The sequence below is a fragment of the Thiopseudomonas sp. SA1F2-1K genome, from assembly GCF_057443035.1.
Genome location: NZ_CM172014.1, coordinates 1678168 through 1692791, shown reverse-complemented (window position 1 = coordinate 1692791; position 14624 = coordinate 1678168). Strand labels below are relative to the sequence as shown.

Sequence of the window (14624 nt, the reverse complement as noted above, 5' to 3'; positions counted from 1 at the left end):
CGTGAGGGCAGCAGGCACAAAAAAGCCGGCGAACGGGTTATCGTTCGCCAGCTAGCAAGGATAAACGCTGTGCTTTTACTTCAGCTGAGCAAAGGCTTTCTCAGCAGCGTCTAGGGTGATTTGCAGTTCGCGCTCGCCCATGGCGATGGAGGTAAAGCCAGCTTCAAAAGCGCTTGGCGCTAAGTACACACCGCCGTCAAGCATCAGGTGGAAGAACTTGCCGTACTTTTGTGCATCGCTAGTCATCACATCATCAAAGCAGGTGATTTCTTTACGCTCAGTGAAATACAGGCCAAACATGCCTGCACCGGCTTGGGTGGTAGTGAAGGGAACACCGGCTTGATCGGCCAGTTGCTGTAAGCCTGCTAGCAGTTTTTGGGTGTAATTCGTCAGCTCATCATAGAAACCTGGGCGCTGAATTAGCTCAAGTGTGGCTAAACCGGCGGCCATGGCTAATGGGTTACCTGATAAGGTGCCGGCCTGATACACAGGGCCTAAAGGCGCAATGTGATTCATAATTTCTTGCTTACCGCCGAAGCATCCCACAGGCATACCGCCGCCAATCACCTTACCGAAGGTTGAAAGATCTGGAGTAACGCCGTAATAACCTTGGGCACCACCTAGGCTTACGCGAAAACCGGTCATTACTTCATCAATGATAAAGACCACGCCGTATTGATCGCACAGTTGCCGTAATCCCTGTAAAAAGCCTTCAGCAGGAGGCACGCAGTTCATGTTGCCAGCCACTGGCTCAACAATAATACAGGCCACTTCATTGCCAACTTCAGCTAAACATTTAGCCACTGCTTCTAAGTCGTTATAGGGTAGGGTGATGGTGTGTTGGGCAAAAGCAGCGGGTACGCCCGGTGAACTAGGTACCCCTAAGGTCAGGGCACCAGAGCCAGCTTTAACTAATAAGCTGTCGGAGTGGCCATGGTAGCAGCCTTCAAACTTGATAATGCTGTCGCGACCTGTATAGCCACGGGCTAAGCGAATGGCGCTCATGGTGGCTTCGGTACCGGAGCTGACCATGCGCACCATGTCCATCGATGGCACCAGTTGGCAGACTAAATCAGCCATTTCAACTTCTAGTGCGGTTGGAGCACCGTAAGACAAACCGTGATCTAACTGCTTGCGTACGGCCTCTAAGACATCCGGATGGCTATGACCTAAAATCATCGGCCCCCAGGAGCCGATGTAGTCAACGTATTGTTTATTGTCTTCATCGGTGACGTAGGCACCGCTGGCGTGCTTGATAAATAATGGTGTACCACCCACTCCTTTAAAGGCGCGAACCGGTGAGTTAACACCACCTGGGATATGTTTTTGAGCATCGGTAAATAGCTCTGCAGAGCGTGACATATAAAAACCTCTTAAGTCATCTGTGGGTTAGGCAAAAAGTTGGCAGAAGGCACGGGCACGTTGTTCTACTTCGCTGGCAGATGCCGCGGCAAAGAGTGCATGCACTACGGCTAAGGCATCAGCGCCTTGGCTAATTAACTGGCCGCCATTGTCTAGGTTTATCCCGCCAATGGCTACTAGAGGCAGGTTAAATTGCTGACGGGCGGTGGCGAGCAATTCGGGGGTAGCGGTAGGCGCTGCCGGCTTGGTGTGGGAGTTAAAAAAACGGCCAAAGGCGATATAGCTAACTTGCTGGGCAATTGCTTGCTTGGCTAAATCGAGGCTGGCGTGACAGGTGGCACCAATGATGGCCTCGGCACCTAATTGCTGGCGCGCTTGGGCTAAGTTGCCATCTTCTTGCCCTAGGTGTACCCCCGCGCCCAGTTGTGTGGCCAATGCCAAATCGTCATTAATTAATAGCTGAGCCCCATATTGGGCACATAACTGTTGAAGCGCGCTGGCTTCATCTAAGCGGCGTTGGGCGTCTTGGCTTTTATCGCGATACTGCAAAATGCGCATGCCACCTTCTAAGGCGGCTTTACAGTAGGGCAGTAATCGGCCATCAGCTAACAGTTGGGTATCGGTAATTCCGTATAAGCCATGCATTAGTTACAGTAATCCAAAGGGAGTCGACGGGGGATATGCTGACCGCGGCCTGGGGCTTCGGCATCGCGCAGACAGCGCCAGGTGTAGCTCAAAGCTTGCTCTACGGCGTTGCTTAAATCTAAGCCACGCGCCAGCAGGGCGCTTAGGGCGCTGGCTAAGGTGCAGCCCGAGCCATGATACTCGCCAGGTAAGCGAGCATTGACAAAGGTTTGCTGGGTGCCATCTTGATGATACAGGCGATTATGTACTTCTTGTTCGGTGCCATGCCCGCCCGTGATCAGTAAATGTTTACAGTGCTTAAGTAACACCGCGGCGCATTCATCGGCGCTACCTTCTGGCAGTTCGGCTAAAATTTGTGCTTCTGGCAGATTAGGCGTACATAGGGTCGCTAGTGGAAAAATCTGCTCCCGAATAGCGTAGCCCACATCATTGGGTCCTAAGGAACCGCCGCCGCCGGCCCGTAATACTGGATCACACACTAGCAAAGCCTCAGGCTGTGCTTGAATAATCTCAGCAACACACTCAACCATGGCTAAGGAGCCAAGCATTCCCAGTTTGATCGCCGCGATCGGCAGGTCTTGGCTGATTGCGGCAGCTTGGGCTTTAACCCAGGTTGGATCAAGGATCTGAAAATCACGGACATCAACGGTGTCTTGAATGGTTAGGGCAGTGACTGCCGGCGCAGCATGGCCACCATTGGCCATAATGGCTTCAATATCTGCCTGTAAACCAGCGCCGCCTACAGGGTCATGGCCAGATAAACACAGCACAATCGGACGATTAGGGCGTGAGGTAAAAGCAAAGGGGGTTAACATAGCAACACCAATCAAGCGAAGAATGGAAAGTTAATTACTGAGTGAAAATAGGCTGCCCAGCTAATTTAAGCAAGACCTCAGTGAGTGTTGACCAAGCATCGCCTGGGGCTTGGCCTTTGCCTTGTTCATCAATTTGTTGAGCGAGCAAAAACAGTGGAGCCAAATCCTTGGGGGTTAAACGCTTAAGGGCTTGGGCAAATAGGGTCTTACGCGGTGCGGGCCACACATGACGTAGTGCGGCATCTATGCCCAGTTGCTGAGCTTTTTGGCTGGCTTGAGCTAGCTGCCTAAGATCACGGGCTACGGCCCATAACAATAAGGGAATTTCGGTTCCTTCGTGGCGCAATCCATTAATGATTCGCACGGTCCGAGCAATATCGCCGGCCAGTGCAGCGTCAGTTAGGCTAAATACATCGTAGCGCGAGCTATCAGCAATCGCTGCTTGAATAACAGCTAAGGACAGGTGGGTTTCATCGGTTAATAGTTTGAGTTTTTCAATTTCTTGCACTGCGGCTAATAAGTTGCCTTCTACTCGGGTGACAATTAACTCCAGCGCGTCGAGATCAGCACTGAACCCTTGTTGGCTTAAACGCTGCTGAATCCAAGCCGACAAGCCATGGCGAGCAATCGGTTGGACCTGTAGCAGCGCGCAGTCTTGACTGTCGAGTAGTGCTTTGGCCCACTTGGTTTTTAAGGTGGCACTATCAAAGCGAGGGCTATTGATTAGCAGTACTGTATCGGCTGGAGGACGAGCCAGATACTCTTGTAAAGCTTTAGCGCCTTTATCGCCGGGTTTGCTGCTGCTCAGACGTAGTTCGATTAAACGCTTTTGGGCAAACAAGGATAAGCTGGCGCCGGCCTCATACAACAGCCCCCAGTCAAAGGAGCGATCAGCATTGAGCACTTGGCGCTCATCAAATCCTTGTTGGCGGCAAGTTGCGCGAATTTTATCGCAGGCTTCTTGGCAGAGCAGCAGCTCATCGCCACTGACCCAGTAAACTGGCAGTAGTTTTTGCTGTAGTTGTTGGCTGAGTTTATCGGTTTTAAGTTGCATACGTATAAGATACACGGCATAGCCAAAAGGTATGCCGTGTATCTACACCCATCAAGGAATTTGAATGGGGGATTGTTGTGGTGCAGTCAGCTCGTCACGCACTTGTTTAGCACGGGCTTCCGCCTCGGCTGCTGCAGTGGCTTTACGCTCGGCCTCACGTTGCAGTTGATCTAGTCGCTCCGGAGTAATCATTTGCAGACGCATCGCCACTTGCTCGACTAACTCACGCTGCATTTCAGCACGCAGCATGCTGGCTTCTTGATTAGAGCCACCTAAGTTATTGGAGTCATAGGAGTAAGTACGCTCGACTTCTACTTGTTCTGTGAGTAGTAGCAGATTGTTACGACCAAGAATCTCAAAGTCAGCTTGGGTGGTTAAAGTAATTTCAGCGCTACGGGTACCGGCAGTGTAGCTGGCGGTCCGTTGTGAACGTTGCTCACGACTGATGTGTAAAGTGTAGGGTGCGGCACTTGATACAGTGACCTTGTTCGCCTCTAAACGTTTACGTACCGCTTGCGCTAGATCGCCGTAAGCATCGCGGGCAGTGACGTTAATTTCTTGTAAGGCAAATTGAATAGCCCCAGTGCCACGTAAATGAAAACCGCAAGCGGTTAACAATAAACTTAAGCTAAGTAGAGCCAGTGTACGTTTTAACATAAGGATATCCTGTAAAGCTGCACCAGCGATTAGGCCAAGTGCAGCATGGGGCTAAGTTTAGTTGGCAACAATATTAACCAGTTTGCCTGGAACCACAATCACTTTACGGATGGTTTGCCCCTCGGTAAAGCGTTGGACGTTTTCGTTGGCACGTGCTTCGGCTTCTACTGCTTCACGCGAAGCGTCAGCGGCAACTTCAATTTGTCCGCGGAGCTTGCCGTTGACTTGCACCACTAACGTCAGGGTGTCTTGTACTAGAGCAGACTCATCGGCAACTGGCCATGGGGTATCAATCACATCGGTACTGTGACCTAGGTTCTTCCACAGCACATGGCACATATGGGGAATGATAGGCGCCAGCAACAACACAATGGCTTCTAAACCTTCTTGAATCAGCGCGCGATCTTGCTCAGTCGCAGTCGGGGCTTTTTCTAAGACATTCATCAGGCTCATGGTTTGTGCAATCGCGGTATTGAACTTGCGGAACTGCCCCACATCCTGGCTGGCATGTTTAATGGCGGCATGAGTAGCGCGGCGAATATCCTTTTGCGCATCGGTTAAATTCGCTAGCTCAAGGGCGGCTGGGATACCTTGGCTAACGTGTGCATGGGCTAAACGCCAAATACGACGTAAATAGCGACTTGCACCTTCAACTCCAGCGTCAGTCCATTCAAGGTTTTGCTCGGGGGGAGCGGCAAACATCATAAATAAACGACAGGTATCGGCACCGTACTGATCAATCATAAACTGTGGATCAACACCGTTATTTTTTGATTTAGACATTTTCTCGGTGCCGCCAATTACTACCGGCTCGCCATCGGCTAAAAGCTTGGCCGATACCGGCTTACCTTTGGCATCGTACTCCACCTCAACTTCGGTGGGGTTGTACCACACCCGAGCGCCGTTAGGTTGCAGACGATAGTAGGTTTCAGCAATCACCATGCCTTGGGTGAGCAAGTTAGCGAAGGGCTCATCACCTTTAACTAAACCTTCATCGCGCATCAGCTTATGGAAGAAGCGCGCATAGAGTAAGTGCAAAATTGCGTGCTCAATACCACCAATGTACTGATCGACAGGTAGCCAGTGATCAGCTGCATTTTTTTCAACTAAGCCTTGGTTGTACTGTGGGGAGGCGTAGCGCGCGTAGTACCAAGACGACTCGACAAAGGTGTCCATGGTATCGGTTTCACGACGTGCGTCGGCACCACAGGTTGGGCATTGGCACTGATAGAACTCAGGCATTTTGTTTAAAGGATTACCCGCGCCATCAGGAATCACATTTTCTGGCAATACCACCGGCAGCTGATCTTCTGGAACCGGCACATCACCGCAGCTTGGGCAGTGGATAATAGGGATCGGGCAGCCCCAGTAACGTTGACGGCTAATGCCCCAGTCGCGTAAACGGAACTGGGTTTTGCGCTCACCATGTTGTGTTTTCTCTAACTCAGCAACAATTGCATCGAAGGCTTCTTGGTAGTTGAGGCCATTGTATTGCTCGCTGTTAACGGTGACTAAGCCATCTTTTGCAGCATACCAGTCTTGCCATTGCTGGCTAGAGAAGGTGTTGTCGCCGTCTTTGGGCTGATACACCTGAATAATCGGTTGCTGGTACTTGTTAGCAAACTCAAAGTCGCGCTCATCGTGGGCAGGAACTGCCATTACTGCGCCTTCGCCATAGCCCCACAGCACGTAGTTGGCAACAAAGACCGGTAGTTTTTTGCCGTTGAGCGGATGAATAACATACTGGCCAGTGGCGAAGCCTTTTTTCTCCATAGTCGCCATATCGGCTTCTGCTACAGAGCCTGCTTTACACTCAGCAATAAAATCACTTAACTTCGGATTGTTTTCAGCGGCACGTTGAGCCAATGGGTGCTCGGCCGCTACTGCCACATAGGTTGCGCCCATTAACGTATCGGGACGAGTGGAGTAGACCTTAAGCTGACCTGCCATACCAATGCTGTCAACGTCGTAATCAAAGACGATATCAGCCCCAAAGCTCTTACCAATCCAGTTACGCTGCATGGTTTTTACTTGCTCTGGCCAGCCCGGCATATTATCTAGGCTTTCCAATAGCTCATCGGCATAGGCGGTGATTTTAAAGTAATACATCGGGATTTCGCGCTTTTCAACCAGCGCATCACTGCGCCAGCCGCGGCCATCGATTACTTGCTCATTAGCCAGTACCGTTTGGTCCACTGGGTCCCAGTTTACGGTGCCTTTTTTCTGATAGATGATGCCGCGCTTATATAAGCGGGTGAACAGAAACTGTTCCCAATGATAGTAATCAGGCTTGCAGGTGGTAATTTCCCGCGACCAATCAATGGCCAAACCTAAGCGATTAAATTGCTCTTTCATGTAGGCCATGTTTTGGTAGGTCCACTCAGCGGGCGCTACTTTATTTTGAATCGCTGCGTTTTCAGCAGGCATTCCAAAAGCATCCCAGCCCATGGGTTGCAGGACATTTTTACCTAGCATCCGATGGTAACGGGCAATCACATCACCGATGGTGTAGTTGCGCACGTGGCCCATATGCAGGCGACCACTGGGATAAGGAAACATCGAGAGGCAGTAATAGGGCTCTTTGTTGCTATCTTCGGTGACTTCAAAGGATTTATTTTCTGCCCAATACTCTTGCGCAGAGGCTTCAACTTCAAGGGGTAAATACTGTTCTTGCATGGTTCTTTTTTCAAAAGTAGTTAAAAAAACGGTGGCCGCGCGGGCAATGCTTGGTATTTGCGTAATCTTGCAGTGAGCCAGAGGTTTCTACCACGAAGCACTGCTAAGCCTAATAAAGCCGCTTATATTTAAGCGAATGGGGAAAGAAGTTACGACAAATCGCGCGTATTAAAAATATTTGCTTAGCATACATGAGCCAGCCCTTTAAGGGGAAAAACTGGTTAAATGTTTTTCTGTAACAGAGTCACTCATGTTTGGCTTAGGTCGGCTATAGGCATAGGGATACACTAGTTGGCCAGCGAGCTCATTAAGCAGTTGCACATTGTGCCAAATAGCTTGGGCCTCAGGTAACCAGCCACCGAGCGGTCGTTGGTTGACTGGGGTTAAAAAGTTGGAAGGGGCACTAATCACCTGAAACCCTGCTTGTTCAAAACTCCAGCGTGAGCGCGGCATATGCCACGCTTGAGTCACTAGAACCACACGTGTTTTGTTCAGGGGTAGTAGGATTGCTGCAGAGTCAGTGGCATTTTCCCAGGTGGTACGGCTGCTGCCTTCAACCCACTCAGTCGGTACTGATAAATCTTGGGCCAAACTATCGGCCATAATCTGGGCTTCGCTCGGCTCGCGAGTGCCTAAGTGCAGTCCGCCAGAGGTCAAGATAGGCAGACCTGAGGCCTTAGCTAAACGTGCGGCGTAGCGTAGGCGTTGCAAGGCATTGACCGAGGGCTGGTCGGTAAGGTCATAGGCTGGATCGGCAAATTCTCGACCTGCGCCTAATACCACAATAGCGTCTGCCTGCTGTGCTAACTGGGCCCACTGGGCTTTCGGCAGTGCCGGTTCAGTTTCTAAATAGCGGGCTAGGTGCTCGGTCAGTACTGGGGTGCTGAGCAGATAAAAGCCTAGAAAGCTGATGCCTAAACTGAGGCTAGACAGTTTGGGCAGTCGCTGGCGCAGCAGTATTCCAAGCAGTAACAGCAGCAATAAACCGCCAGGTGGCAGCAGCAGTGATTTGATAACAAAGCGTAGCAGCATCGGTCGTCCTTGGAGTTCTTAAGGGAAAAGTTAAGTTACTGGTTTTTCATCAACTGGCGCACTAAAAAGCGATTAGGATGACAGGCTTGAGCCAGGTTGTGGCTGACTGGTAAGGCTTCTTGGGTAATCCAGGCAGCTAGTAGCTCACCGGCTAGTGGGGCACTAATTAAGCCGCGCGAACCATGGCCTAAATTCACAAACAAGCCCGTTTGCCAAGTGCAGGGTGCATTAAGTGTGCGCTTCGCATTTTTTCGGAGGGCCGCATAATCGGTTAAAAAGGCCTCGGGCTCTGCCACAGGACCAATCAGGGGTAAATAATCAGGGGTGGTGCAGCGAAATGCAGCATGGCCACTGAGCTCGGTGGTGGCTAAGCTGGCGGCTAAATCTGGATTAATCGCGGCCACATGCTGCAGGTTTTGCTGTTGCTCACTTGGGGTTAATTGACTGTGTTGTTGCTGAAAATCGAAGCTGGCGCCACATGTATGTAGCCCTAAATAGGGCGGAGTAATATAACCTTCGGCGCAGACTACCGTTTGCAATGGCCTTGACTGAGCAGAAGGGCGCAGCGTGGTGGTTTGCCCGCGAATCGGCTTAAGCGGTAAATGTGCCGTTTGGGCGAAATGCTGCGCTTGATGCGCATTGGCAACAATTAATACCGGGGCCTGTGCCAATAGGTGCTGCTGAGCATATAGCTGCCATTGCTGCTGATGATACTTAAGGCTATCTACGCTTTGCCCTAAGTGCAGTTGAATATTGGGGTGCGTAAGCAGCGCCTGACACAATGCGCGCGGACTGACCCAGCCAGATTCCGGATAAAATAATGCAGGCTTATCCAAAGGGATACCGGCTTGCGTGGAGGCTTGCTCGGCGCTTAACGCCTGTACCAGTGAGTCTGGAAAACACTGAGTTAATTCTTGCTGACGGGCTTGGGCTTTGCTGTTATGCGCCAACTGTAAAACGCCACAGGCATCCCAATGGCTTGCGTCTAGTTGATGGCTTAGCCAACGGCGGGTATAGCCAAAACCTGCAAGTACTAACTCGGTCAGGGCCGTGCCGTGGGCTGAGAGTTTCAGATACAGCACACCTTGATGATTGCCCGAGGCGGCACTGGCAACCTGCTTGGCTTGATCAAACACCTGAACTTGCCAGCCGCGAATAGCCAAGCTGTAAGCGCTGGCGGCCCCCGCTAAGCCGGCGCCAATCACGATGGCTTGTGGTGCTGTCGACGTTGCGCGGGGGCGGGCAAACCAAGCAGATAAAGGTGAGTGCTGCAGGCTGCAGGCATTAAACTGGCCTTGCAGCATTTCGCGTTTGGTGCCAAACCCTGGGCAACGCTGCATAGCAAAACCGGCGGCAATTAAGCCGCGCCGCACAAAGCCAGCACTGGTAAAGGTGGCTAAGGTAGTCTTTGGGTGCGAGAGGCGCGCCAGTTGCTGGAAGAGCTGCTGATTCCACATCTCTGGATTCTTGGCTGGGGCAAAGCCATCTAAAAACCACGCATCGACTTGAGCATCCAGCTGGGCAAGACCTTGAATTGCATCATCAATTATTAAGGTAAGGCGCACCCGGCCCTGGGCAAAGATAAAATGCTGAAAGCCTGGTTGCACTGCTTGGTACTGAGCACAGAGCTCAGCGGCCAGCTCTGCCAGTTCGGGCCATAAAGCTAAGGCTTGCTTTAAATCAGTAGCCGTCAGCGGAAATTTTTCTACGCTAATAAAGTGCAACTGGGCGGTGGTCGGCGCCGCGGCTAAAAATGCCTGATAAGTGCATAAAAAGTTGAGCCCGGTGCCAAACCCTGTTTCACCAAGGGTGCAGCAGCTATTGGGGGCAAGCTCGGCAAAGCGCTCAGGAAAACCATTGTGCTGCAAAAATACATAGCGGGTTTCGGCTAAGCCATTGGCTTTGGAAAAGTACACATCATCAAACACCGTCGAGGACGGTAGACCTTCAGCATCCCATTCGAGTTTGGCGTGTAAGGGGTCTGGCATAACAAGCTCTTAGTGATTTAGCAGTAACATAAAGCCGCAGTTTACCTTAATTAGCAGCGCTAAAGACACGTGAACGAGCAGTTCTAGTTGTTACCTCAAGCAGTGAAATAGGTATACTTCATGCTTTAAGGTGCTCAGATAGAGTTGTTCTTTCGATAATAAAATCAATGAGTGAATGCATTGGCAGCCACTGAGTAGTTTGGAGAAGCTATGAGTCAGAAAAGTTCGGGCAATCTTGCAGAACAGATCGCTGCAAATTTAGGTGAGCGAATTATTTGTGGGGAGTTAACCAGTGGTACACCGATTCGTGAGCAAGCGGTTACGGCTGATTTACAGGTCAGTCGTGGTTCCGTTCGCGAAGCGCTACTTATTTTGCAGCGTCAGCAGTTAGTGGATATTTTTCCGCGTCGGGGTGCCCAGGTAAAACAATTAACCACCGAAAACGTGGGAGCACTGTACGAGTTTAGCAGCATGCTTTACACCCAGCTGGGAACCTTTACCGCCCAGCGTTGGCAAACTGAGTCACAATTGATGGTGTTTGTTGATGTAAGACGCCAGCTAGAGCACAGTATGCAGCAACGTAACTTGCGCGGTTTTGTTGAGCATAGTTTTGCTATTTTACGTGCTGCTGGGCCAATTGCGGGTAATCCATTTTTAATGCAGGCGATTGAAAACCTGATTCCAGCGATTAGTCGCACCTATCATATGGCGCTTGAGCGTCGTCGGGATGAAATGGCCAGCTTTACCCGCAAGTTTGATCGCTTATTAATGGCGGTGCGCGAACGCGATATTCCCTTACTTGAAGAAGTGGTTAAAGAGTATAATCAGCACAATTGTAAATTAGTGCTGGCATCTTTGGCTGAGGGTTAGGTTTGCGTCTCAAGTGTATTCGTTTAGCGGGTTTTAAATCCTTTGTGGATCCAACCACCGCTTACTTTCCAAGTAATATGACCGCGGTGGTCGGCCCGAACGGATGCGGTAAGTCCAATGTGATTGACGCAGTGCGCTGGGTACTTGGCGAAAGCTCGGCAAAAAATTTACGCGGTGAGTCGATGACCGATGTCATCTTCAATGGCTCTAACACCCGTAAGCCTATATTTCAAGCCAGTATCGAGCTGGTGTTTGATAACAGTGCCGGCGGTCTGTTAGGCGAGTACGCAGCCTATAACGAAATTTCGGTACGCCGCTTGGTAAGTAGAGACGGGCAAAGCAGCTACTTTCTCAATGGCGCTAAGTGTCGCCGCCGAGATATTACCGATATTTTCTTAGGCACCGGTTTAGGACCGCGCAGTTACGCCATTATCGAGCAAGGAATGATTTCACGCTTGGTAGAAGCTAAGCCAGAAGAACTGCGGGTTTTTTTAGAAGAAGCTGCAGGAATTTCTAAATATAAAGAGCGTCGGCGCGAGACCGAAAATCGTATTCGACGCACTGAAGAAAACTTAGCGCGTTTGACTGATTTACGCCAGGAGTTGGGGCGTCAAGTAGAGCGTTTAGAGCGTCAAGCTGCGGACGCTAAGACTTATACCGAGTTAAAAAGCCAAGAACGGCAGCTCAAGGCGCAATTAATGGCGCTGCGTTGGCGGGCATTAGATGCCGAAGTGCGGCAGCGTGATCAGGCGTTGCAGTTACAAGAGCTGGAGTTAGAGCGCTTGATCAGTGAGCAGCGCCAAGCCGATGCACTGATTGAACAGTATCGTCAGCAGCACTTTGAGCAAAACGAGGCCTTTAATCGGCAGCAAGCCTTGTTTTATAGCGTTGGCGCTGAAGTGGCCAAGCTTGAGCAAAGTATTAACCATCATCATCAGCAACAACGTAAGTTGCAGCAACAAGCCTTAGAGGCTGAACAGCAACAGCGCAGCTTGGCTGAAGAGTTAGCACAAGATCAGCTTACCTTAGAAGGCGTAATTGCTGAGCTGGCTGAGTTAGAACCTGAAGCTCGTTTACAGCAAGAGCAGGTAGCCGCTTTTCGCTTAGAACTGGAGACGTTAGAGGCCGAGCAGCTGCAATGGCAACAAAGCTGGGAAGTGTTTACTGAGCAGCATGCAGCGGCGCTCCATCAGGCAGATCTTGAACAAAACCGCATACAGCAAACTGAAGTGCAGCTGAGTCGTTATGCTGAACGCTTACGGCGTCATCAAGATGAAGCGCAACTACTCAACATTGATCAGCAACAACAGGCCCTAAGCGAGAACGTAGCGCAGCAAACGCTACTTGCTGAGCAGCAAGCCGAGCTGGCACTCAGTCTAGAAGGGGTGCAGGAGCAGCTGAGCCAACAACATGCACGAATTGAGCAGAGTCTGCAGTTAGTCGAGCAGCACAGCGCCGCTCAGCAGCGCTTGATTGGACAGCAGGCTTCATTACAAGCCTTACAAGAAGCCGCTTTAGGCACTGATAATCAGCAATTAGTCCAGTGGTTGCAGCAACAACAGTTGCAAAATCTAGCCAGCTTGGCTGAGCAATTAACTGTTGAACCGGGCTGGGAAGCAATATTAGAAGCGTTATTAGGCGTTCAGCTGCAAAGCTTTTGTAGTACATCGCTACCTTATGCTGCCTTTGCTAGTGCACCGCCGGAGAGCGTCAGTTTCATTACGCCAAGCACCGCTTCCCTGCCTGCAGCAGAAGATGAGCTGCTGGCAAAAGTGAAGTGTGCCTATGATTTAAGTCCTTGGCTGGCAGGGATTAAAACGGCTGATAGTTTCGCCCAAGCGCAAGCGCGGTTGGCAACGTTGCAGGCGGGAGAGTCAATCGTCACTGCTGAAGGCTATTGGTTAGGCGCCAACTTTATACGTTTTTTTGCCGCAGATGCCCAGCAAGCAGGCGTGTTACAGCGTGCTCAGCAGTTGCAATCATTAGAACTACAGCTGCAGCAGCTTACCCAAGAGCTGGCCCGGGCCAAGCAAGCCTTGCAACAGCAACAGGCGCTGTTAGTGGATTTAGAGCAGCAGCGGCAACAGTTATTAGCTACGCAACAGGGATTGGCGAACGAGCAGGCGCAGCAGCAGGCACAAGGTAGTATTTTTCAGGCTCGAGTGGAGCAGTTGCAGCAACGTCAGCAGCAGTTACAGCAGGAAATGGGTGAGTTAGAGGAAAATATTAGCCTTGAGCAAGAGCAACTGGCCGAGGCAAGGCTCACATTGGAGCAGGCCATTGAGCAGATGGCTGATCACACCCAGCACAAACAAAAGCTAGAACATACCCGCGAGCAGTTAACTGCGCAACTGCGGATGTTGCGTCAACAGGCACAGCAGGCGCAGCACAGCCAGCATCAGCTTGAATTGCAATTAAACACCTTGCGTGCTCAGCGTCAGTCAACTGAGCAAGCCTTAGCCCGTACTGCGCAACAGGTGGCGCGAGCCGGTAGCCGGCATCAGCAATTACAGCTCGAGTTAGCTGAGCAAGGAGATCCGGTAACAGAGCTGCAAGCCCTGCTTGAAGAGCAGCTTGCCGAGCGCTTGCTGGCCGATGAAGGCTTGCGCGAAGCGCGGCAGCAGTTAGAGCAGATAACCGCGCAATTACGCCAACAAGAACAGTCACGCTTAACTTTTGAGCAGCGGGTGCAGCAGTTGCGTGACAGCGTGCAACAGGCTCAATTAGCAGGGCATGAAGTGATGGTGCGGCGGGATAATCAGCAAGAGCAGATTCAAGACAGTGGTTTTGCTCTGGCCGCGTTACTTGAGCTGCTCCCCGCAAGCGCAGTGATCAGTGATTGGGAACAAGAGCTGCAACAGGTGGCCCAAGCCATTGAACGCTTAGGTGCAATCAACTTAGCCGCCATTGAAGAGTTTCAGTTGCAGTCTACGCGCAAAGCTTATCTGGATGCCCAAGATGCCGACCTGAACGAAGCCTTGCATACGCTACAAACGGTGATTGAGAAAATTGATCAGGAAACGCGTCAGCGTTTTCGCGACACCTTTGAGCGAGTAAATAGTGGTTTGCAGCGTTTATTTCCTAAGGTGTTTGGTGGTGGAAATGCCAGCTTAGAGCTAACCGGTGATGATTTATTAAGCACCGGAGTGGCGATTATGGCCCAGCCACCAGGCAAGAAAAACAGCACCATTCACTTATTGTCGGGCGGTGAAAAAGCGCTCACCGCGTTATCTTTAGTGTTTGCGATTTTTCAATTAAATCCTGCACCATTTTGCATGCTCGATGAGGTGGATGCGCCCTTAGATGACGCTAACGTGGGGCGCTATGCCAATCTAGTTAAAGAAATGTCAGATAGCGTGCAGTTTATTTATATCACCCACAATAAGATCGCTATGGAAAAAGCAGATCAGTTATTAGGGGTCACTATGCATGAGCCAGGTTGCTCTCGTTTGGTTGCGGTTAACGTAGAAGAGGCTGCTGCCCTGGCAGAGAGCTAGTCTGTTGCAAAGAAACTTGCTGCAGTTG

At 50.9% G+C, this 14624-nt stretch carries 10 protein-coding genes; 2 read left to right on the top strand and 8 right to left on the bottom strand.

What is annotated here, in order from left to right; genetic code table 11:
• Positions 1 to 75: 75 nt before the first annotated feature.
• The 8 genes from hemL to mnmC form a co-directional block, all read right to left on the bottom strand.
• Complete coding sequence (hemL, locus tag AC2T15_RS08230; RefSeq protein WP_053101475.1) at positions 76 to 1362, bottom strand: glutamate-1-semialdehyde 2,1-aminomutase; 1287 nt, start codon at positions 1360 to 1362, stop codon at positions 76 to 78.
• Positions 1363 to 1389: 27 nt separating this feature from the next.
• A complete protein-coding gene (gene thiE, locus AC2T15_RS08225; protein ID WP_486778016.1) occupies positions 1390 to 2007 on the bottom strand; it encodes a thiamine phosphate synthase in 618 nt (205 codons plus the stop codon).
• Positions 2007 to 2822: a bifunctional hydroxymethylpyrimidine kinase/phosphomethylpyrimidine kinase gene (locus AC2T15_RS08220; RefSeq protein ID WP_486778015.1), complete on the bottom strand. Its 816-nt coding sequence runs from the start codon at positions 2820 to 2822 to the stop codon at positions 2007 to 2009. The genes thiE and AC2T15_RS08220 overlap by 1 nt, the downstream gene beginning before the upstream one ends.
• Before the next feature lie 34 nt (positions 2823 to 2856).
• Positions 2857 to 3876: a DNA polymerase III subunit delta gene (gene holA, locus AC2T15_RS08215; protein WP_053102123.1), complete on the bottom strand. Its 1020-nt coding sequence runs from the start codon at positions 3874 to 3876 to the stop codon at positions 2857 to 2859.
• Between the two features lie 51 nt (positions 3877 to 3927).
• Positions 3928 to 4533 (bottom strand): LPS-assembly lipoprotein LptE, encoded by a 606-nt coding sequence (locus AC2T15_RS08210; RefSeq protein ID WP_053106405.1) that lies wholly within the window; start codon positions 4531 to 4533, stop codon positions 3928 to 3930.
• Positions 4534 to 4590: 57 nt separating this feature from the next.
• A complete protein-coding gene (gene leuS / locus AC2T15_RS08205) occupies positions 4591 to 7209 on the bottom strand; it encodes a leucine--tRNA ligase (RefSeq protein ID WP_053102125.1) in 2619 nt (872 codons plus the stop codon).
• 204 nt (positions 7210 to 7413) lie between these two features.
• Positions 7414 to 8241: a YdcF family protein gene (locus AC2T15_RS08200; RefSeq protein ID WP_486778014.1), complete on the bottom strand. Its 828-nt coding sequence runs from the start codon at positions 8239 to 8241 to the stop codon at positions 7414 to 7416.
• 35 nt (positions 8242 to 8276) lie between these two features.
• The gene (gene mnmC / locus AC2T15_RS08195) at positions 8277 to 10229 is read right to left on the bottom strand and encodes a bifunctional tRNA (5-methylaminomethyl-2-thiouridine)(34)-methyltransferase MnmC2/FAD-dependent 5-carboxymethylaminomethyl-2-thiouridine(34) oxidoreductase MnmC1 (RefSeq protein ID WP_486778013.1); all 1953 of its coding nucleotides are present in this window, start codon (positions 10227 to 10229) and stop codon (positions 8277 to 8279) included.
• A gap of 210 nt (positions 10230 to 10439) precedes the next feature.
• Here mnmC and AC2T15_RS08190 point away from each other — a divergent pair, with 210 nt between their 5' ends.
• Together AC2T15_RS08190 and smc are read left to right on the top strand one after the other, a co-directional pair.
• Positions 10440 to 11099: a GntR family transcriptional regulator gene (locus AC2T15_RS08190; protein WP_486778012.1), complete on the top strand. Its 660-nt coding sequence runs from the start codon at positions 10440 to 10442 to the stop codon at positions 11097 to 11099.
• Between the two features lie 2 nt (positions 11100 to 11101).
• The gene (gene smc, locus AC2T15_RS08185; protein WP_486778011.1) at positions 11102 to 14596 is read left to right on the top strand and encodes a chromosome segregation protein SMC; all 3495 of its coding nucleotides are present in this window, start codon (positions 11102 to 11104) and stop codon (positions 14594 to 14596) included.
• Positions 14597 to 14624 lie beyond the last annotated feature (28 nt).